Raw genomic sequence first — 20,818 nt, forward strand, 5'->3', positions numbered from 1 at the left:
CGACATGAAAAGATTATTGCCTACGTCCACTGCCGGCAGCCTGCCAAAACCGTCCTGGCTGGCCCAGCCTGAAACGCTGTGGTCGCCGTGGAAGCTGCAGGATCAGGAACTTATTGAGGGTAAACAGGACGCCCTGCGCCTGGCGCTGCACGAACAACAGCTGGCCGATATCGACATCGTCAGCGACGGCGAGCAGACTCGCCAGCACTTCGTGACCACCTTTATCGAACACCTGGACGGCGTGGATTTCGAGAAACGCGAAACCGTGCGCATTCGTAACCGCTACGATGCCAGCGTCCCGACCGTGGTCGGTGCCGTGGCTCGTCAAAAACCGGTGTTTGTGGAAGATGCGAAGTTCCTTCGCAAACAGACCGATCGGCCAATCAAATGGGCGCTGCCTGGCCCGATGACCATGATCGACACGCTGTATGACAACCACTACAAAAGCCGTGAAAAACTGGCCTGGGAATTCGCCAAAATCCTGAACCAGGAAGCGAAAGAGCTGGAAGCCGCCGGCGTGGACATCATTCAGTTCGATGAGCCAGCCTTCAACGTGTTCTTCGACGAAGTTAACGAATGGGGCATCGCCACGCTGGAACGCGCCATCGAAGGCCTGAAGTGCGAAACCGCCGTGCATATTTGCTACGGCTACGGCATCAAAGCCAACACCGACTGGAAGAAAACGCTGGGCTCGGAGTGGCGCCAGTACGAAGAGGCGTTTCCAAAGCTGCAGACCTCAAACATCGACATCATCTCGCTGGAGTGCCACAACTCCCACGTGCCGATGGACTTGCTCGAGCTGATTCGTGGCAAGAAAGTGATGGTGGGCGCCATCGACGTGGCCAACCACGCCATTGAAACCCCGGAAGAAGTTGCTAACACGCTGCGCAAAGCGCTGCAGTTCGTTGATGCCGAGAATCTCTACCCATCCACCAACTGCGGTATGGCTCCGCTGCCGCGCCATGTGGCCAGAGGCAAACTGCACGCGTTGAGCGCTGGGGCAGAGATCGTCCGCAGAGAGATTCTGGGTAAATAACCTAAAGTCTTTGCAACCCGCCTGGCGATTGAGAGATCGCCAGGTTTTTTATTCCGTACGATAGCGTCTACTCTCATAGCTTAAAACGAGCAACCTGCCGGGCTTTGCATTCGTACGTCTGTCCATTTATAAATGACTCACAAACCCGCGGTTTCTTACATCAGGATCTTATGATGAGCATCATTTACGTTGTTGTTCTCACTTATATAAAACCGTTAGAAGAAGTTGACGCTCAAATTCCTGCTCATGTTGAGTGGCTGAAGAAAGGTTACGCAGAGGGAGTATTTCTTGCGTCAGGAAGACGAATTCCCCGTAATGGCGGCGTTATTCTTGCAAAATGTGACAGCATTGAGTCTCTGGAAGCCCGCCTTAGCCAGGATCCATTCCAGAAACTCAACATTGCTACAGCTGAAATTCTGCCCTTTGAAGCCACAATGAAAACGCAGTTACTGGACGTTGTTTTTTAACTTAAGTCCGAATCAGCATTCCAGCGATGCCAAACATAATTGCGCATAACGTTTGATAACTACCAATATTGTCAGGTTGTGGTCATTGATTTTTTACCCGCGTCAGCAGTAGCATCCTGGTATTCGACATTCGAGAAGTTATAAGATGCTCAAGAAAAGAGACTTTATCCGAGCCTGGTACTCAGGTGCTACGATATTTACGTGTTTTACTCTGGGAAACGAGATTGGCAATCGTTTCTTTTATGGTTCGAAGATTCCCTGGTTGATCAGCATCATTATCGCTTTCGTTATCTGCGGTTCGGCACGCTCCTATTTTTCGTCGAAAAACTAAGTTCAAATCAGGGCAAGTTAAATATGTCTCGTGATTTCGGTGTTTATTTACACACGCACAACCTACCGACGCCAGAAGAGTGGAAAGAAGAGATATTACAGCAAGGGTTTCCCTGTGAGCTTGACAGCGATATCGCCTTACTAACGTTCAGTGGATTCCTGCCCTGTTCAGTTAACGGCGTAATTTCTGGCTTCGAATATTACGCCAGCGACCTGGATAACGAGGTGCTCAATGAACTTAACTTATCCAGATCCCTGAACTTCGATATCTCATTTTGCGCCGGGGCGCCTGCTGCTGAAGCCATTGCTGCACTCGCAGCTGCAAGCTGCCTGACAAAATTATCCGAGGGTTATCTCGTCGATTTCTGTTCTGGAAAAACAGTGTCCTCAGACGAGGTTATCGAATGGGCTAAATCTCAACCAGAAATGCAGGTAACATTTTCATAGGCATTACTTTTCTCTTCCAGATGGAGTCCTTTGCAGTGCGATACAGCGCTCATTTCTTAGACACATCTAACGATGATGGTTATCTTCACCATTCCATTTCGAATATAGATGCGGACCCAAATCCACAATCCCATCACTTAAGAACGAAGGTGTTAGTCTGTGAGCATGGCGCCCCTGTTTTATTGATCAACGTTTATGTTGAGGTGGATAATGACGGCTATATTACGGATAGCTGTTTTTGTGAAATGCTAAGTAATAATGAATACGTGGTTATCCTGTCAGGCCAGCACGTACATATCGTTGAAATATCTTCAAAACAGGTCAAAAGCATACGACCTGGCGACTCTGTCGGGCATATTTACTCAATCTATAACCCTGCCAGCACTGAGCTTAGCGAGAATTTCCTGGTCGCAACTTACTGCTACGTTTTTTTGCTCAACCTCACTAAAGGTATTCTCTGGCAGTCCCAAATGTGCGCTATTGATGGCGTAGTGATAGATGATATTGATGGCGATATCATTTCTGCTCGGGGAGAATGGGATCCTCCTGGTGGATGGGTAGACTTCAAACTTTCATTGAACACTGGTGTATTAATAAAAAACTTAAACACCCAGCCTGGAGTGAGGGAGAACCGACATGTTGAACATCGCACAATGAAAACTATCGAAACGCTGAGAGCTGAGCTTCTGGCTATTGGCGAGCAACTCGGGGGCGGCGTCAGGCCAAACCATTACTTTATTATTCCTGATAAGCCTGACTATTTCGCGACACCCTACCTGGAGATTCATGACCAGGAATATCATTTTGTGGTGAACGAGCGAGGTATGGAGATCACACGAAAGGTAACGCCAAGTGATGAGGAAATTCTTTATTGGTTTACTAGTTGCGGCGTCAATGCGTTAGCTTCAAGTTACGCTGCTACACACGCCTCGCCTGATGAAGAGTTCAGGACGGCGTATTTTAGAAAGCGGTTTTACTTGATGCTTTCAATAAAAACAGCGTGGGCAACCAGAGAGAAAAATGAAATCAAATCTCATCTTCACGTATAACCTCTGGAATAGTCATTATTCACCTTAATGGTATTACTCTATAGGCTGCTTCCGGCAAGGGGCCGACAAGCCTTCCGAGGCCAAGCTCTTGTGCAACGTATATCCGCAGCACCTGATTGAGAGATCGCCAGTTTTTTGCATCACCCTGTTCTTCACTTAGCCCTTTCACGTCGCACAGATAGCATTACTTTTCCAATGACGGGCACCTCAGATTTTAAGTGCCGCCACGATTGTAGCTTCCATTTTCTCCGGGGTAGTGAACGGTGCAAAACGCTTCAGCGGTTTTCCGTCCCGGCCAATCAGGAACTTAGTGAAGTTCCACTTGATCCGCCCGCCCAGTAGGCCAGGCAATTCTTTCTTCAGATAACGAAACACCGGATGCGCGGAGGTACCGTTGACCTCGACCTTTGCAAACATCGGAAAACTCACGCCATAGTTAATATGGCACGTCCGGGCAATTTCGTCGGCGTCACCGGGCTCCTGCTTACCAAACTGATTGCAGGGGAAACCAAGCACCACCAACCCCTGCGCGGCGTACTTCTTATAGAGCGCCTCGAGGCCTGCGTACTGCGGCGTGAAGCCACACTGGCTGGCAGTATTGACCACCAGCACCAGCTTATCGGCGTAATCGGACAGAGCGATCTGCTGGCCAGTCAGGCTCGTGGCCGTCAGTTGATGAAATGGATTCATGTTGGGGTCCTCAGTGCACGTCAAAATGGCCACGCAGCGCGGGCCGTAATTCTTCTATCGCTAGCTTAGCCACGCATAATGCAGTGGGGTTAGTGCTTTCACTTTCCAATGACCACGCTGCGGACAGTCCGCCCCAGGCAATGATCCATTTGAGAAGCCGCTCTCTGTCGAGATTTGCTATCTCACTCACGGCACGCAGCCTGCGCTTAAAAATCTCCGGCACGGTAGCGACCGGCGGAGCTGGGTTATCCAGATCCGGGTTGGTGAAAATATTAGCAAAATCGAATCCTCGCTCCCCTATGACGCCTTTAGGATCGATCGCCCGCCAGCCCGATGATGCAAAATCAAGCACATTGCCGTGGTGTAAATCACCATGTAAGGCCACAACATCCTGCGGAGTGGTAAGCAGTTCTTGGGAGATATCTGAACAAAATGCCAGCAAGCCGCCCCGCTGCTGCGCCACTATTTTTAGCGAAGCAAACCAATCATCCAGCGAAGGCAACTGGGGCAAAGGCTTTTGCCGAACGCGATGCAGCCTGTTTGCCGTAGCACATAAGATACGGCAGGCTTCGAGATCCTGACCTTCTCTGGACATTGTGGCTAATGACGCGGAGCCGGTGGCCCGGGCGAGAAGAATGGCTTCATCTTCATGGGCAATAACCTGCGCCGCGCCCCTGCCTGCCCACCAGACCAGCAGCGAGTTCCCCGTTTGTTCATCCCTGTCGGCAGTCACTTTCAGCATAGCCTCAGCGCCATCAGCTGCGGTTTTCACCGGCAGCAGCTGCGACGTATGGGTCTGAAAGGGAGTGCCGTCCGGAATCAGATCCCAGCGTTTCAGCCAGCAGCTTAGTTTGTCTTTATCCATAGGGCGGTTTTTATCTCCCATCATGCCAGATTGCCAGACTGGTGTTTGTCGCTAGCACAGCCAAGAAATTGCCAAACGAATATTAGGCTGCTTTGAGCGAGAGATGAAATCCTTATGCTGTCGGATTGAACTGGCGACACTGTTCATGACGCTTAATGGTTTGCAGGTTAAGCGAGGTACTTACGTTGGCACAGGGTGAATGAGTTACCTGAGTTTAAGGTCTGCTACGAGCGAGAAGCGGACACTCATGATTTTGACTTATATATATTTTCCTACATTGATTTTTTAGGAAAACAATTATTTAGTTAGTCACACTCCGCCAGTCAATTCTGCGATTAGTGGTTCATAAGGTGCGCCAGCTTGTAGCGCATTCCAGATTTCTAAAATTTTATCACGATTTCTCCCCAACCAACTCGAAACATCGCTATCATATTTCTTAGGTAAATCACCCTCTATGCGGTCTCCTGATTGTATGGCATAGCTGGCAGCATGTGATTGTTTTCCATAGTCAATATGAATATGGGGAAGTTGATGTCCTTTTTCTTGATATATTTTTATCTTCATGTTCTGTCTCTTCACCAAGAGAATTTCCATGAATCCGCCGCCACTAGAGCGCCTTTTCTCAGTCAGTAGATCCTTCTGAGCAAAGAGTCTTTGTAATTCGTAAAATTCTTCATCTAAATTCATATATCACCCATTAAATTTCAGTTAGTAGTTATTAAACTTAACTCTTTATTGCTAGGCTTTTCCTAGTCCGCTTTTGGCACAAACCGGACGCATAGAAACCAGTCCCATAAAAAATCAAAAACTCAGGGCTGCCCTTCCATATTCCAACGTGCCGATCCCATAACGTCGTAAACGTGTTGATCGGTAAAGGCCGGGAATTTTGCGTGCCTGGAGGCTGCCAGCAACGCATTACAGTAGCTCTGGTCTCCACCTTTCACGATGAAATTTTGCAATGTTCCATCTATTTTAAAATCAAGGTGCACATTGCACCTTTTTCCATTCCAGGCATGAGGCTCAGCAAGCGCGGCATCAAGTGCTTTCTTTATCCCCGAAGCCTGTGGACCATAAATATCCGTATCGGAAACTTTTCCCGCGCGATCGTAGGTGCAACTATCAAGCGCACTCTTTTTTATACACTCTTTCGGGGTTAATGGAGCACATCCTGAAAGCATTATTGCGAGCATGACCAGCATCGATACTTTAATCATCCATAAATCCTTTTATGAAGCATTGCATTACGTGGCTTTTGCCACCGCTGAATTATGCCACTTCACCGAACTTAACGATTCACTTTTTGACCTACCAATATTAATACTTAGCCCAAGGCCTCCCCGCCAGCCGCGCCTTAAGCAGCTCGATAAACTTTTGCGCCCTCGGGCTTCGTTCTGCCTGCGGAGTGCCGCTCAGCGCCACGATATCGGCATCCGGCAGCGTGTATTCCGGCAGAAGTCTCACCAGCTCGCCGCTGTGAATCTGCGGTAGCACATCCCATTCGGACCGCATAATGATCCCCCTGCCCGCCTGCGCCCACTCTTTTACCACTCGCCCTTCGTTGCTCGACAGTTTGGGCGAGATCCGCTGCGGGCAGTCCCCTTTGGGGCCGGAGAAGCGCCACAGCGTGACGTCTTCGCTGTTTTCCCGCAGCGCAATGCAGTCGTGATCCACCAACTGTTCCGGCGTCAGCGGGGTGCCTTTTCGACTCAGGTAGTCCGGGGAAGCGCAGATAAAGCGTTGGTTAGGCGCAAGCTTGATGCAGTGCATGCTGGAATCGCGTAGCTCGCCGATGAAAATCACCAGATCCCATTTGTGTAGCCTGGCCCAATGTGGATCGTCGGAAAGTGTCAACTCCACCTCAAGGTTTTCATGCTGCGCGGCGTATTCCCCCAGCAGCGGCGCAATATAGTCGTTACCAAACCCCAGCGGGGCCAGCACGCGCAGCTTGCCTCTGACCTGTTGCCGCCTGTCGTCCAGGGCAGACTGCAGGCCAGCCAGCTCGGTGAGGATCTTCTCCGCCCGGCTCAGCAGCAGCGAGCCTTCATCGGTGAGTGAAACCTGCCGCGAGGGCCGCAGAATAAGGTCGACGCCAAGCTTTTGTTCCAGCCCGCGCAGCCGCTGCGTAACGGAGGGCGGCGTGACATTCATCGCCCTTGCGCCGGCGGCCAGCGTATCGTGAGTAGCGATAGTACGGAAGAAAGCCAGATCGTCGCTGTTTATCATTAAGCCTGAACCTAATCATTAATTGATTTTATATTAATTTATACCTAATTAGCCGGATGACAAGATACAGCCTCACCCCACAGGAGACCCGCTATGTCCGCCGAATGGCTCACCACCCGCGATACCCCCTTTTTGCTGATCGAGAAAAGCAAATATTTGCGCAACATTGAGCGCCTGTACTCGCGCGTTCACGCCCTGGGCAGCGAGGTCCGGCCACACCTGAAAACCCTGCGCTCCATTGAGGCCGCCCGCTACCTGCTTGAACAAAGTGATTCCCCGGCCACGGTTTCCACACTCGCCGAAGCGGAAGCCTTTGCCGCTGCGGGTTACACCAACCTGCTTTACGCCGTCGGCATCGCGCCCCATAAACTTCCCCGCGTGGCAGCGCTGATGGCTAAAGGCGTGAACCTGCACATTCTGCTCGACAGCGAACCACAGGCTAGCGCCGTGGCCGAATATAGCCGGGCGCACGGCCTCAAGTTTTCGGTATTTATTGAGGTAGATTGCGACGGCCACCGGGGCGGATTGCCGCCGCACAGTGACGCTCTTTTGACCCTGGCCCGCATCATTGAGGCAAGCGGCTCGACGCTGACCGGGCTGCTGGCTCACGCCGGAGAATCCTATAGCTGCCGCACGGACGAAGCTATTCTCGCGGCCGCCAGAGCCGAATGTGCCGCTATTAAAACCGCCGGAAGCCGCCTGCGCGCGCAGGGCTATGCCTGTCCCGTATTAAGCGTAGGGGCCACGCCGACAGCCCATTTTGCGGACGATCTCACGGGCATCAGTGAAGTCAGAGCCGGGGTGTTTACCACCTTCGACCTGGTGATGAAAAACGTCGGCGTCTGCCGCCTGGAGGATATTGCGCTTAGCGTTGTCGCCACGGTGATTGGCCACAACAGGGAGAAAGGCTGGATATTTATTGATGCCGGGTGGATGGCGCTTTCCCGCGACAGGGGCACGGCGGCGCAAAGCCAGGACTACGGTTACGGTCAGGTGTGCAGCCTGAGCGGAGAGCCCTACGAAAACCTGCTGGTCACCACGACCAACCAGGAGCACGGCATCGTTGCCCCGCCGGACAGTTCAACTTTGACCGTCGATGATTTCCCCGTCGGCAGCCGGGTGCGCATTCTGCCCAACCACGCCTGCGCCACCGCCGCCATGCATCAGCACTATCAGGTTCTGAGCGAAGATGGCGAGGGGCACGAGGTCTGGTCGCGGATCGTGGGCTGGTAAGCGTCAGTCAGGCTAATCAACGGCGGGGGATACCGGAAGGTTCTCTTTTTTGCCATGCCTTGTGCTCCCACGCCCGAAGGTTTGAACATATATTTCACAACTAAATCTTATATGTTGTTGAAAACGACCTCTGATTTATGGTGTCAATTGTAACGATCTATAAATTAGTTTGTTTTATGTTTTGCCAGTGATATTAATTTGAATACGACAGAAATTATTTTTATTTATTTCTCTGACCTCAATCGTCCCCTAATATATCGGGAGGACTGCCTATGGCATAACAACAACACAAATATATTATGCATTACTTAATTCAGGTTGTAATTATTACATTCACTCAGCAAAAGGTATATATCATGAGCACAATGATTAAATTTAATCTGACTAATCAGAGCAGCACTCAGCAGGACTTTTTCTTCTTTCAAAAACCCGCTATATACAGTGGTGGAAGTAATGTCTACTCAAATAGTATCCAGAGTATTGTACTGGCACCTTATTCGACCAGCAGCAGCACTTATACTTTTCTGATTAATATGCAATTTTATGCCGGAGTTCAACAGGCAAATACGCCTCCTGTGGTAGGAAAACAATCAGGATTTTTATCCGCTATCCGCCCTATCGACCTGACGCCGGCCACCGGCACCCCGTCGAAAGGAAACTCCACCAGCCTGTCGCTGAATCCCTTTGGGTTAAGCTCGCCAGTGACAGACGCGGAGGCGGAACCGGGATCGTTTCGCATAGTCTCGCCGGTCTTTAGCCCTAATCTAAACCACGTCAACGGCGGCTCTGCCGTTATGCTGGGCGATGGCAGCGTCGTACTGTCAAACTTCACCACGGTGTTACCAAACCAAAACCTGGACTGCCAGCCAATTCTGAAATACTACATCCAGACAGGGTCATACCAGTCCGGCACTGTAATGAACTTCACCAGCTCATCCAACAGCGCTGCGCTTTGTGACGCCACCGAAGGAGAGTCAATTTTTGACGTTACTTATAATGCCGACGGTACCTGGACCGTGGTATCGAGCTGTTAAACATAAATATTGAGCTTCTGCACGGATTTATTACCCCTGCAGAAGCTCTTTATTTTTATGGCCTGTTGCTTATCATCAAACAATAGCATTTAAATGAGGTGTTCAATGTTAAAAGAAAATGATCTTGTCAATGTCGACGACCTTACATCCTGGGCTAAGAAACATGATTGTAAAGTAATAGAAAATAATGGCGATACTTATATAGGCAACCCACCAACCGCCACCAAATACCCTCACTTTCATATTTTTTCTAATGGAAAAACTAATCTGAGTGTCGGATCATCTAAAAATGAAACCGTGGGTACCAACCAGACAATCGACCCGGAAAAGCTGCGGCAGGCCTGCGAGCGATTTAGCCAGTGGCCTATTGTCGCCCCACTCAAACTGGCCATTGAGTGGGTATTAAACCCTGAAAGGAATAATTAATCTTGTTTGAAAATAACCTTATAAGGATGGCGGTTTATTCCGCCATTTTTTAACGACTCAGCGCATCGGCTTCGACGCGGCGCCCTTTGTTTTTTCCGTCGTCAGGTACAGCTCCAGCAGCGTCTGCGCTTCGTTGAGCACCGCTTTACGCTCTGCGTCATTCTGCAGATTGGCCGACGCCGCACCTTTGAGCATTTGCAGGATAACAATGGTCATCAGGCCGGCACGTTCGGCGGATAAACTGGGGATCACAACCTGCAGCGCGGTGGAGAACCCGCCGCGCATGGCATCCCTGAACTGAAGGCGGGCCGCTTCATGCTCGCCACGCTCTTCCACCAGCCTCAGGGCAAAGGTTCGCTGTGACTGCAGCGAAAGCACAAAGCGAGTGAACAGATCCGCTGCGGTGGGAATGTCCACCCCGGTAACGCTGGCCTCCAGCACTTCCAGCCGGTCGATCACTTCGCGGGTGTACTCCAGCAGCAGCGCGTCGGCCAGCGACTCTTTGTTGGGGAAAAACCGGTACAGCGAGCCAATGGCCGTGCCGGAGCTGGCGGCGATCTCGGTCATGGTCACGGCGTCAAATCCCTTCTCGCCGAAGAGTCGTGTGGCCGCTTCGGTTATCGCCGCCACACGAAGATGGCCACGCAGGCGTTTAGGCTGGTTTGCCGCTAAGGGCGCTGGTTTCGTCATAAAATATTTCGTATCAATCCGCTAACATTTATTCGCATAACGCCCATTGAGATATGCGAGGGCATCCTCTAGAATCTAAGTTATGCGAGAACATCCTCGCATAACTTAACTCTCCGAGAGTTTAAGCCACGACTCCGGCGTGAGCCAGCTTAAACCGAATATTCTTCCGCGCTGCGGGCGGCTATACAACGATGAAGAAACAAGATCCTGCCACACCTAACGGTTATCGCCTGCTGTCACCGCAGCGTATGCAGTGGAGCACGCTGATTATTGCCACCGCGCTTTTCGGCGGGCTGCTTACCTGGCTGAATATTCCTGCCGCCCTGCTGCTCGGGCCGATGGCCGCCGGGATTGTGGTCTCCCTCAACGGCGCAAAAATTCAGCCCAACGGCACGCTGTTTCTCATCGCCCAGGGCATCATCGGCTGCATGATTGCCAGCAAAATGCCCCGCAGCCTCGCCGACACCTTCGGCTCTCACTGGCTGCTGTTTATTGTCTGCGTCTTTTCGGTGATTTTTATCTGTATGCTGCTCGGCTGGATAATGACCCGCATGCGTATCCTGCCCGGAACCACCGCGCTCTGGGGATTAAGCCCCGGCGCAGCCACGGCCATGACGCTGATGGCCGAAGCCAACGGCGCAGACACACAGCTTGTCGCCGCCATGCAATATCTGCGGGTGATTATGGTAGCAAGCGTCGCTTCCGTGCTGATGAAAGTCTCAGGTGAGCACGTCCCGGCCACATCTGCGACGATCGATCTTTTTGCACACGGCTCTTACGTTGCGATGGCTGAAACTTTCGGGCTTATTGCCTTCGGCTGTATTGCGGCCAAACTTCTGCGTTTACCTGCCGGAGCGCTGTTGATCACGCTGGTCGCTGGCGTGGTGCTGTCGCAAAATAACTGGATTGAGATCGCGCTTCCGCAGTGGGTGCTGGTGCTGGCATACACCATCGTCGGCTGGCGCATTGGGCTGAAATTTACGCGTCCGCTGTTAAAACATGCCGCCCAGGTACTGCCGCGCATCGCGGTCAGCATTGTGATTTTGATTGCCCTTTGCGGCCTGATGGCGGCGGGATTGGTGGTCGTGGCCGATATCGACCCGCTCACCGCTTATTTAGCCATGAGCCCCGGCGGGGCCGATTCCGTGGCAATTATCGCCGCCTCCAGCAAGCACATCGACATCGCCTTTGTAATGTCGATGCAGATGACCCGTTTTATTATTCTGGTCGCCTTCGGGCCGATCATCGGTAATATCATGCAGCGGCAGGCGAAGAGGTGAAACTCAGTTTCTGACTGAACGCCGTTTCATCGTCTCTTCAATATAACTTTCGATATGAATGTTGTGCTCCCTGTTCACTCGCGCAATAAATACCGGGAGGAAGTCGGACGAAGTGTGAAGCGTATTCGCGACAAGGCAGTCAAAATCACGCTGAGTGAAACGAAGATTTCCCCTCAATGTCGAATGCTGCAGCAAAGTGTGTGCAATCACCTCAAGGGCGGCGCGCCTGTAATCATCCGTACGCAGAACATCCAAATCAGTTGGGAGAATCTCAAAGTCGAAAGAGTGGCTTATAAACCCTGATTCAACGGGTTGCGAGTAAATCAGTCGCTCCCCCTCCTGATTCACATGAGGTTCCCACCCGTCACCCAATAATCGAACTGATTGCACGACTCCCCCTCTTTTTTGATTCTTTTTCACCCGCACAAGTGATGCTAAAACCTCTCCAGCCACCCACAATTTTTATCTGACTCAGCGAACAATTAAGATTATCGGCCACCCGAACCCATTATTGAGTCCGGGTATTGCCGCTGTTCAGAATACTGACGGGAAACCGGGGTTAATCCGCTTCGCTCTCTGCACGATTATTTTTAAGATCGATTATCTGCCCAATCTGGTCGTGATAAACCGTTAACTGGTTATAGCGGCTCATCTCGGACACCAGCTGCGTCGGCAGGTTAAAGCTGCGGGCCAGGTCGCCAGGCTGAAACGGTTTGTGTTCATCGAGGTATCGGTCGCTGTACCTGCGCAGGCTGTACTGATACCAGAGGATCAGCAACCAACCGTTGATGGCCGCAATCAGCAGGTACAGCAGCACGGAATTGAGCGACTGCGCGACGATTTCCCCGCGCTGGTCGGGCAATAACATCAGCTGCAGCAGCAAGTTTTTCCATACAAAGTACAAAAAACCGGCCCAGGCAATAGCGGTTATCAGGCCATCGAACAGGCGCGGTCCCAGTCGATCTTCGGTCAAAATCAGCGTGTTGGTCTGCATCATATTCTTCCTTTTCCACGGTCAGGACTTACCCAGCGCGCGCGGGCGCGGCGGCGTTTAAGCATCACTTTCGGGAACGACACCAGAGTGGTAAACAGGCCTATCATCCAGTACATCAGCGGGAACCAGACGATCCAGAACAGCGACCCGGCGATCTGCTTTTCATAGCGCCGCTCAATGAACAGGCTGATCAGGAACTGCATCAGGCACATTACGCCCAGCAGCAGCCCGGTAAACGCCGGCGGAAAGAGCGTTTCAACCACCAGGTTTGCCGGCAGCGTGGTCAGGTGGCTGGCAATAAACAGCAGGATGGTGATCGCGTAGGCGAAGGCCCACACCGTCGACAACACGTACTCCATAAACAGCGGCCACATCCGGCGGTGTTCCCAGCGGAACAGGCGACGCAGGTTGACCAGAAACACTTCCGCCCCGCCCTGCGCCCAGCGCAGTCGCTGTTTCCAAAGCCCTTTGAGCGTTTCCGGCATCAGGATCCAACACAGCGCGCGCGGCTCAAAATAGAGCGTCCAGTGATGCAGCTGCAGTTTCCAGCTGATATCAATGTCCTCGGTGATCATATCCGGGCTCCAGTAGCCGACGTCCGCCAGCGCCTGGCGGCGAAAAGCGGCTATCACGCCGGAAACGGTAAAGACACGGCCATAAATGCGTTGAGTGCGTTTAATCAGCCCGATGATCGAAGAAAACTCACCGACCTGGATCCGGCCAATCAGGTTCGAGCGGGTGCGGATCCGTGGGTTTCCGGTCACGGCGCCCACATTGGGATGCCGAATCAGCGGCATCACAAGGTAAGCCGCCGTGTCCCGCTCGAGTAAGGCATCCCCGTCGATGCACACCAGCAGATCTCCGCGTGCGGCGGCGGCCCCGGCCTTTAGCGCTACGGCTTTTCCCTGATTCGCCGCCAGATGAATCACTCGTAGTTTTGGGTATTCCACCGCGAGCTGGTTCAGGATCTCGGCGGTGTTATCCCGAGAGCCGTCGTTGATGGCGATAACCTCGATGTTGGTGTAGCGCTGGGCCAGCGCGGCCTCTATCGTTTCCCGGGCGTTTTTGCCTTCGTTAAAGCACGGGATCAGAATAGAAATCAGCGGATTACCTTCCAGCTGCGGCGGCGGCACTTCTTTGCCCCACGGCCAGTGGCGCTCCAGCCGATACCAGAAATAGAGCCCACCGGTCATCCACAGTACCGACATGAACAGTGGCCAGAAGAACACAAAATCCAGCAGGATTTTCCCGGTAAATACCGCCGCCATACCGAGCGGCAGCCCAAAGACCAGGCCCAGAATCAGCAAGGAAAGAAGACGATCAGTCATTGTTTGGGTACCAGTAAGAGGACATTTCAGGTCTGATATGTGAAATATCAGGCTGGTTATTGATGAAGTCGTCCGGGTAATAGCCGTAGTGTTTCACCCCATTCAGCTGCAGCAGTTGCATCCATTCCACCAGCTGTTTATCCGCGATGCCTTTCTGCGTCTTGTGGTTCCAGTCTCGCGCCTGAAGCTCAAAAATGGTTTTATTCATTCCCGAAGGCTTCGCCGCGACGGCTTTAATTAGCCGTTCCAGCCAGCTATTGCTCTCTTCCGGCGGCACGGACTCCATCAGCGGCATCGCCATCGGCACCGTCCAGTCGTAAGCGGCCAGGAAATCGTCAATGTTCTGGGCGAACCACGTCTCGCTCTCTGGCTCCAGAATCGGCAGTGCAAAGATATTTCGGGCGGTCTTTATCTGCGGGCCACGAATATTCCGCACCGCGTCGGTCAGCGTGCGCGTGAATGAGATCAGCGTCTGGCTTTTAAAGCGCGTCCAGTTTCGCAGTTCGGCAGGGTTTTGATGAATGTCGCCGATGCTGCCCTGGAACCCTGCCTGCCGGTAGGCGGCCATGGCGTCAGGCCCGGCATCTTCAAAGTCCGTGAGGAGCGCGTCGTCGTGAAAAAGAATGCCGTCAAATACCGCATGTCGGGCGAGATCTTCGTAGATGTCGATTATCTGATGGCGAACCTGTCGGTTCCATGGGGAAAGCCGTAGATAAGGGCTGGTGGCCCGCTGCGTCTTCCCGCTGGCGGCGTCCCAGCGTTGCACCCTGGGCAGCGCGGCGTTCAGATCAAAAGAGAGCACCGGCAGCCAGGCGAAGACTTTGGCATCGCCTCTGGTGCGTAACTGCCAGGCGACAAAGTTAAACAGGTCAGCGCGTACGGGCAGCCAACGGTTGGGAAAATAGAGCGACTTGATATTGCCGTCGCCAAGCGGGTCTGAGAACGCCTGCAAAAAGACATGGCTGATTTTCATGTCATATACCCGCTGCACCAGCGCATCGATATTCTTCGCCTGCTGCACCGGGTTCGGGTCGTAGACGTAGTCGAGATCCACATGCATAACGCGCACCGGATCGGGCTCCCGGACGAGGCTCACCATGCTGGCGAACGCTTTGAGCGTCGGGTTACCCGAGATCAGCACTCGCGGGATATTGTCCAGGTCGCGGGCGTCAGCGAGACCATCATTGAGCGTGAACGCCAGCTGGTAGCCCTGCTTTTTGAGCACGCTAAGCGAGGTGCCGTTGGCCGCGCCATAGGGCCAGACCCAGGCGCGAGGGGCCTTCCCGCTGAGCTGTTGAATTTTGCGACTGATTTGGCGCACGTCGTCGTCAATACGGCGGGTGAATTGCTCGTCACTTTCATACTGACCGGTGACTTTATTCCACGCCCGGTTGGCCACCGCAGGCTCACGGCTTCCCTGGGGATTCGCCTGAATACCGTAATGTGAAGCCCAGGTGTGCGCCCCTATCTCAACCAGCGGGGACTGGCTAAGCTCGCGCACCATATCCCAGGTGGCAAACTTATCGCGGGCGGTCATCAGCCCGCCAAAATCCACCTTCTTCCCCGGCGGGGTGTCTACCCAACTGCCCACGGGCGCCCAGAGTGCGGGCACATTGTATGCTTTAAGCAACGGCCACACGCGGGTGTAGAAGCTGCTGTAACCGTCATCGAAGGTGAGCAAAAATGCCTTTGGCGGCAGCGGCGTGCCGCCCCGGTGAGCGTCCAGAATCGACTGCACGCTTACCGCGCGGTAGCCGTTTTGCAGCAGCCAGCTGATTTGCTCGTTAAGGGCGCTGGTGCGCACCGCCAGATAACGCTGATCGGGATCGCGGTCTTCAACGTCATGGTAAGCCAGCACCAGAAAATGGTTCTTCGGCCAGGGCTGGTTGGCTTCAGGCAGCGGCCGCGCTTTCGGCGGCAGAAAATGAATCTCCTGCGCGCCCAGGCCAGAAAAGGTCAATAACCAGCCAAAAACGATCAGGCCGAGGCGAAAACTGTTGGTCAGCATGTTTGTCCTTAAAATCGTAAATTTGCATCAAAAGCGACGGCGAGATGCGTTTCCCGCTTGCCGTCCCAGGGGCGCTTTTCCCAGTTCAGCATGGCCCCGGTGTCGAGGACGTTGTTCCACTGGATACGCTGGCCATATCCCAGGGTTGTCATCGCCCCCGCCCCATAATTTTTTTGCCGGTAAATACCCGTTCCGGCGCTAATCTGCTGGCTCCAGACGGTGTCATAGCGCTGGTACAGCACGTGATTAGCGGCGAGCGTCGGCGCGGCGGATAAGTCCCATTTCGGGCTGTAATAGGCGGTGTCGGTCTTGCTGTTGGTGCTGTATGCCACGCCGGGCTGCAGGTCGAGCGTGATCCGCGCCGTCTGCCATAGCCGTTCTTTGCCCTGGAAGGTGTATTCCTGCCGGTGGTTATGGTCCGAAAACCAGCTGGTCGCGGTCGCGAGCTGATATTCACGCCGTTCATTTTGATGCCAGCGCACCCACAGGTTGGCCTGATTCGCACTTACCCCGTTGCGTAAAGCCCGCAGCGGCGTTGCCCGGGCCAGGCGTTCCACTTCGCCTCCTACTCGCCAGCTGTCGTTGAAGCTGTGCCAGGCCGAAACCCGCCCGCCAGGCTTATTGCCACCGTTGAAGTTATTGTTCGCCAGTTCAAGCTCGCCCCAACTATTGCGCGGCCGCCACTCTATTCCCCCAAACACGCTGCGGCTTAAGCCCTTCCCTTCTTCAAAACGACCGCGCTCAAAACGGTGACCGCCAAACAGCCTCCAGCTGTCGGCTACCGGTGGGCCGTAAACCGCCATATCCCAGCTAAAATCGTGCGCCCCGCTGACGGGCGTATCAGAGTGGATCCCCTGCTGACCGTTAAGACGCAGTTCGGACATTCGGTGAATTTCGCGCGTTCGGTTCAGCCGCTGAGAAGCGATATCCAGCGGAGCGCGCAGCATCACATCGTCGGTCAGCAAATCCATTTGCCGCCACTCGTGCAGATCCTGCGCGACATAAGCCTGCTGCCGCTCCAGCTCAAGGTTGGATGGCTCAAGCACCTCCGCCTTTTTTAACTCTCGTTCAGCGGCCAGCGGCAGCCCGCGCGCCTGCAACACCCTGGCATAATCAATACGTAACCCCTGGTTGCCCGGCGCGGTACTGGCCAGGCGCTGGGACAACGTTTCTGCTGCTGGCAGCGCATTGGTTGACAGGAGGTATTGCAGCGAGAGCGTTTTAGCTTCCAGCCAGCGATCGTTTGGTTCGGGATTCGGGGAACCCGGCACGTAGCGACGATAAGGCGTTGTCTGAGTCAGGTTTTGCAGATAACGAGCGGCAGCGTCGTACTGTCCGCTGTCCAGCAAGGCATAAAACATCGCCTGCTCATTCTCATTCGTCGCGCCGCTGAACAGCTGCGGCGTTAGCGCCTGCGCCCTTTCTACCTGCTTTACCGCGAGGTAAGACGCAATAACCCAGCGTAAAGCCCAGGGTGGAACGCGCACGCCTTTTGAGGCCAGGGCTTCATATTCCTGAATGACCTTTGGGTAATGATTGTGGGCATAAAGTGCACCAAGCCGGTCTATTCGCGCTCTGGTAACGTCCTGCTGAGCCTGCGGATTACCACGCCATTCGGCGAGCAAAACGTCGTAACGATCCAACGCCCGCTGCGCGACGGTAAAACGAGCTTTTTCCTCTCCTGGAGGGATCTCAGCCATGCGCACCCTTTCGGCCAACGCGTTAAGTTCCAGACTTCTGCGCTCATTTGCCGGAAGGTTCGCTTGCCTGGCAAACGCCAGCGCTGGCGTATTCACCCTGTTCACGGTCAGGCTGGATATCAGGTTTTGCAGCGCCGTTTTATCCCCTGGAGCAAGCGCGATGGCTTGTGTGTCGCTTAGCAACTGGTCCCAGGTTTTTCCCTGCCGAAGATAGACATAAGAGAGCGTCTGCCAATGCGCCAGCGTCGGCTTTTCCCCGATCAAACGCAGGGCTTCATCTCTGGCCTGCCAGGCTTTTTGCCCGTCGGCCAGCGTTTTAATTTGCCCTATACGATAGTCATCGTTTCCAGGCGAGAGCTGAAGCACCCGCTCCCAGAGGGAAAGTGATTCCGTCCAGCGATGAAGGTTACGCAGGGATTGCGCCGTGGCGGCGACCCCACGAGCCGGGATAGAAGTACGCTCCTGATAACGCTGCCACACGCTGACCACTTCATCATCACGCCCGGCCCAGGAGGCGACCTGCAACCAGTCGGCCACCTGTTCCGGGTGCAATGCTCTTTGCTGTGCCTTATGTTTTAAGGCGTCAAGCAGGGGTTGATAATCCCCATTTCGTGCCTGTAATACCTGACTGTCATAGCGTGATGTTGCCCCCACCTCTTGCGCTGAAAGCAGCCCTGGCATGATTAAAAATAACGACAGCTTCACGCCACGATAAAAGAATAACTTATTGATACTCAGCCGCTGTTCCATAAATATCTATTATTCCATTATGAATGAGCATAGTTTATCCGCCGCGTTAAATGCCGGATATCGGCACTAGCGGATGTAATTCACACGGTAAAACACTCTTTTGATATGCAGAGTATTTATTTAAACGGGCACACCTCACTTAACGTCTTTTTCTGCATCTGGCTTTAGGAACAAACTCAAAATAGCGGAGATTACACATTAGGTCAGACAGCAAGAATGATAAGTCACCATGAATAATTTTGTGAACACTTCCTGACGGCCAAAAACATGCTTTTAAGAATACTCTGTACCGACTTTTCAATGAATAACTTTCAATACAAAACAAAAACACAAGCAACTGATTTAAAATGAAAAAAAACCACATCAAAAATATAAAAATGATATGGGAGATGTTTCTATCAATATGTTTAAGTGAAAATCAATGTATTAATCAGGACATTTCCTGGCAAAGATTCCTAATTTCCACACCACAGACTTCTCTCTTATTTCATATTATTTATAATTTCCCACACCAGGAATAAAGAAGGATATCTCTTTGACCCTAACGCTTCACCAACAATTAATATCAACCCCAACACTTACCTAAAGGTTAGTTAGCTCATTTTTAAAGAAATAATAGTGACACGCTGTGAAAACACATACCTCTGGTTTCAATGGCCAGGCATTTGGATTGCATGATATTAAAGGAATACACTGCGGTGAATGCGACAATTTTGATCACACAAGATCGCTATCTTTACCAGGGAATAAAAAACTATTTTCCTGATGTTATTCGGCTGTGCTCCGTCGACAGAAGAAGCTTCAGCTATGGCTACAAAGAGTACGCTGTCCTGGTCGATAGCCGGTTACCACTGGAACAGTGGGAAAACATCATCACCAGCGCAGAGAAAGCGGAGGCACCGGTACGTTGCATCATGCTGGATATGCGCCACAGTGAACTCTCCCCACTGAGACTTAAGTGGAGCCTCGATATGTCGATGCCTTACCGGGACATTGAAGGACTGTTCTGGCTGCTGCAAAAAGTGAAGCTAGATCGCCAGGCCGGGGAATGGTTTTATGCCATGCGCCTGAGTCAGGAGGAGCGGAAGATGATGATGTGGCTAAGAAAGGGTTTACCTATGGAAGCCGTGGCGGAAAAGCTCTGCACGTCACTGAAAAGTCTTTATCGCCGACGGAATGAACTTTACGAGAGATTGGGACTGGCCAACTTTAATGAGGCCTGCCTGCTCATTTATACCGACGAAGAGCAACAGTACCCCTAGTTTGGGCAGTGTGCCATGAGGCCGCCGCCCGTCGGGCTTATGATTGCTGCAATGGCAAGGTGGTCATACAAGTTTGACTGTCGTCGAAGGTGGCAAACGCGGATTGCGCGGTGCGGCCCTGATAGCTGACGCTGACCGTCCCTTCGGTATTGCGCGGCAGCCACACGCCGATGAAGCCATTTTGCTGGCTGGTAAGCGTTTTATTCAGGATAACGTTGCCCGATTTATCGGTAATTTTGACCTCAAAGGGCGTATTGACCATCTCACCCTGGCAGCCGGAAAGGCTGTGATTGAAGCAGGGATGCGTTTGCTGCAGGTATGGCGCAAACGACAGATAGAACTTATCCCCCAGCGGGTAGCTAAACTTCTGCTGCCCGTCCGAAAGCACCAGCGCACGGCTGGTCACACCGGCGCTAAAACCCAGCGGGCGAGCCTGCGGGGACTGATCGATAGCCTCAACCATTTGCTCGGTAGTTTTTCCCGCCAGCCCGTGTTTCGCCAGAAAGGCATTTGCCTCAGGTGTGGCCGCCAGTGCAGACCCGCTAAGGGCCAGCGCCAGCCACGCCGTCATGATACGTATTTTCATCCTGTTTCCTTTTCCAGAGTAAGGTTTAACAACCACTGACGCGGACGTTACACCTTCCCCCTGGGGGAAGGTCAAAGGCATGGCAGTAAAGAGCGGTAAGGATTTGTATTTATGAAGTTTTAATTGATCTCAATCAGCTATTTTTCGACATTTCTAGTCCGCCTGAGCGTCAAACAATAGCGTCACGACTCCCTTCCAGGTTGAACCTGGGGATTTCACCATCGTTTCAACGCCGGGTTTCCGGACTTTAAAATCAACCTGTGAGCGACGATGAACAACAAACTCGCCGGGAAGTAAAATAACATGGCCAGCCGGTAACGAATTCAACAGCAGATTTCTGGCTTCTCTTCCGTTTTCCGTTTTATAACCCGGTAAGGTGAGAGAAACCTCCAGCGGTATTTTTTCTCCGGTGGGGGATGT

General features: G+C 52.7%; 21 protein-coding genes and 1 pseudogene. 9 read left to right on the forward strand and 13 right to left on the reverse strand.

Annotation, left to right across the window (positions count from 1 at the left end; all coding sequences use genetic code 11):
- The first annotated feature begins 4 nt into the window (after nt 1-4).
- The 4 genes from F3J26_RS07455 (at nt 5) to F3J26_RS22780 (ending at nt 3,329) form a co-directional block, all read left to right on the forward strand.
- Complete coding sequence (locus tag F3J26_RS07455; protein ID WP_008459294.1) at nt 5-1,036, forward strand: methionine synthase; 1,032 nt, start codon at nt 5-7, stop codon at nt 1,034-1,036.
- A 173-nt stretch (nt 1,037-1,209) separates the two neighbouring features.
- Nucleotides 1,210-1,503, forward strand: coding sequence for a YciI family protein (locus F3J26_RS07460; RefSeq protein WP_166865036.1), 294 nt, complete (start codon nt 1,210-1,212; stop codon nt 1,501-1,503).
- A 354-nt stretch (nt 1,504-1,857) separates the two neighbouring features.
- Nucleotides 1,858-2,280, forward strand: a complete 423-nt coding sequence (locus F3J26_RS07465) for a hypothetical protein (protein WP_166992827.1) — start codon at nt 1,858-1,860, stop codon at nt 2,278-2,280.
- A 35-nt stretch (nt 2,281-2,315) separates the two neighbouring features.
- A complete protein-coding gene (locus F3J26_RS22780; RefSeq protein WP_353621168.1) occupies nt 2,316-3,329 on the forward strand; it encodes an Imm63 family immunity protein in 1,014 nt (337 codons plus the stop codon).
- Nucleotides 3,330-3,536: 207 nt separating this feature from the next.
- On the opposite strand, the gene F3J26_RS07475 is transcribed toward F3J26_RS22780, so the two are convergent.
- The 5 genes from F3J26_RS07475 to F3J26_RS07495 form a co-directional block, all read right to left on the reverse strand.
- The gene (locus F3J26_RS07475; RefSeq protein WP_166992830.1) at nt 3,537-4,019 is read right to left on the reverse strand and encodes a glutathione peroxidase; all 483 of its coding nucleotides are present in this window, start codon (nt 4,017-4,019) and stop codon (nt 3,537-3,539) included.
- Nucleotides 4,020-4,029: 10 nt separating this feature from the next.
- The gene (locus F3J26_RS07480; RefSeq protein WP_166993002.1) at nt 4,030-4,884 is read right to left on the reverse strand and encodes an aminoglycoside phosphotransferase family protein; all 855 of its coding nucleotides are present in this window, start codon (nt 4,882-4,884) and stop codon (nt 4,030-4,032) included.
- A gap of 309 nt (nt 4,885-5,193) precedes the next feature.
- Nucleotides 5,194-5,571 carry a DUF4160 domain-containing protein gene (locus tag F3J26_RS07485; RefSeq protein ID WP_021534235.1) on the reverse strand — a complete coding sequence of 126 codons (378 nt, stop codon included), beginning with the start codon at nt 5,569-5,571 and terminating at the stop codon, nt 5,194-5,196.
- A gap of 122 nt (nt 5,572-5,693) precedes the next feature.
- Nucleotides 5,694-6,098, reverse strand: a complete 405-nt coding sequence (locus F3J26_RS07490) for a cell envelope integrity TolA C-terminal domain-containing protein (protein ID WP_166992833.1) — start codon at nt 6,096-6,098, stop codon at nt 5,694-5,696.
- Between the two features lie 100 nt (nt 6,099-6,198).
- Entirely contained in the window at nt 6,199-7,107 is a 909-nt protein-coding gene (locus tag F3J26_RS07495) for a LysR substrate-binding domain-containing protein (RefSeq protein WP_166992836.1), read from the reverse strand.
- 93 nt (nt 7,108-7,200) lie between these two features.
- Between F3J26_RS07495 and F3J26_RS07500 the strand changes: the two genes are divergently transcribed.
- From F3J26_RS07500 to F3J26_RS07510, 3 genes are all read left to right on the forward strand, one after another.
- The gene (locus tag F3J26_RS07500; RefSeq protein WP_166992839.1) at nt 7,201-8,340 is read left to right on the forward strand and encodes an alanine racemase; all 1,140 of its coding nucleotides are present in this window, start codon (nt 7,201-7,203) and stop codon (nt 8,338-8,340) included.
- Between the two features lie 356 nt (nt 8,341-8,696).
- Entirely contained in the window at nt 8,697-9,374 is a 678-nt protein-coding gene (locus F3J26_RS07505; protein ID WP_008459313.1) for a hypothetical protein, read from the forward strand.
- Nucleotides 9,375-9,479: 105 nt separating this feature from the next.
- Nucleotides 9,480-9,800: a hypothetical protein gene (locus tag F3J26_RS07510; protein WP_166992842.1), complete on the forward strand. Its 321-nt coding sequence runs from the start codon at nt 9,480-9,482 to the stop codon at nt 9,798-9,800.
- 57 nt (nt 9,801-9,857) lie between these two features.
- Here F3J26_RS07510 and F3J26_RS07515 read toward each other — a convergent pair whose 3' ends face one another.
- Complete coding sequence (locus F3J26_RS07515) at nt 9,858-10,490, reverse strand: TetR/AcrR family transcriptional regulator (protein ID WP_166992844.1); 633 nt, start codon at nt 10,488-10,490, stop codon at nt 9,858-9,860.
- Nucleotides 10,491-10,681: 191 nt separating this feature from the next.
- Between F3J26_RS07515 and F3J26_RS07520 the strand changes: the two genes are divergently transcribed.
- Nucleotides 10,682-11,770: an AbrB family transcriptional regulator gene (locus tag F3J26_RS07520; protein WP_166992847.1), complete on the forward strand. Its 1,089-nt coding sequence runs from the start codon at nt 10,682-10,684 to the stop codon at nt 11,768-11,770.
- Between the two features lie 3 nt (nt 11,771-11,773).
- Here the strand turns inward: F3J26_RS07520 and F3J26_RS22675 are convergent, their stop codons facing one another.
- The 5 genes from F3J26_RS22675 to pgaA all read right to left on the reverse strand — a co-directional run bounded on the left by F3J26_RS22675 (nt 11,774) and on the right by pgaA (nt 18,550).
- Nucleotides 11,774-12,160: a hypothetical protein gene (locus F3J26_RS22675; protein ID WP_353621167.1), complete on the reverse strand. Its 387-nt coding sequence runs from the start codon at nt 12,158-12,160 to the stop codon at nt 11,774-11,776.
- A 169-nt stretch (nt 12,161-12,329) separates the two neighbouring features.
- Nucleotides 12,330-12,764 carry a poly-beta-1,6-N-acetyl-D-glucosamine biosynthesis protein PgaD gene (pgaD, locus tag F3J26_RS07525; RefSeq protein WP_166993004.1) on the reverse strand — a complete coding sequence of 145 codons (435 nt, stop codon included), beginning with the start codon at nt 12,762-12,764 and terminating at the stop codon, nt 12,330-12,332.
- Entirely contained in the window at nt 12,764-14,092 is a 1,329-nt protein-coding gene (gene pgaC / locus F3J26_RS07530; protein WP_166992850.1) for a poly-beta-1,6-N-acetyl-D-glucosamine synthase, read from the reverse strand. Before pgaC ends, pgaD begins: the two co-directional genes overlap by 1 nt.
- Complete coding sequence (gene pgaB, locus F3J26_RS07535; protein ID WP_166992853.1) at nt 14,085-16,100, reverse strand: poly-beta-1,6-N-acetyl-D-glucosamine N-deacetylase PgaB; 2,016 nt, start codon at nt 16,098-16,100, stop codon at nt 14,085-14,087. The genes pgaC and pgaB overlap by 8 nt, the downstream gene beginning before the upstream one ends.
- Nucleotides 16,101-16,108: 8 nt before the next feature.
- Nucleotides 16,109-18,550 (reverse strand): poly-beta-1,6 N-acetyl-D-glucosamine export porin PgaA, encoded by a 2,442-nt coding sequence (gene pgaA, locus F3J26_RS07540; RefSeq protein ID WP_166992855.1) that lies wholly within the window; start codon nt 18,548-18,550, stop codon nt 16,109-16,111.
- Nucleotides 18,551-19,248: 698 nt separating this feature from the next.
- Between pgaA and F3J26_RS07545 the strand changes: the two genes are divergently transcribed.
- Entirely contained in the window at nt 19,249-19,812 is a 564-nt protein-coding gene (locus F3J26_RS07545; RefSeq protein WP_353621166.1) for a helix-turn-helix transcriptional regulator, read from the forward strand.
- A 37-nt stretch (nt 19,813-19,849) separates the two neighbouring features.
- Here F3J26_RS07545 and cueP read toward each other — a convergent pair whose 3' ends face one another.
- Both cueP and F3J26_RS22580 read right to left on the reverse strand, forming a co-directional pair.
- On the reverse strand, nt 19,850-20,398 hold the full coding sequence (gene cueP / locus F3J26_RS07550) for a copper-binding periplasmic metallochaperone CueP (RefSeq protein ID WP_166992861.1): 549 nt from the start codon (nt 20,396-20,398) through the stop codon (nt 19,850-19,852).
- A 153-nt stretch (nt 20,399-20,551) separates the two neighbouring features.
- Nucleotides 20,552-20,818, reverse strand: a pseudogene (locus F3J26_RS22580) (hypothetical protein); the annotation flags it as partial.

Source organism: Enterobacter sp. Ap-867 (assembly GCF_011752855.1).
Lineage (GTDB): Bacteria > Pseudomonadota > Gammaproteobacteria > Enterobacterales > Enterobacteriaceae > Cedecea.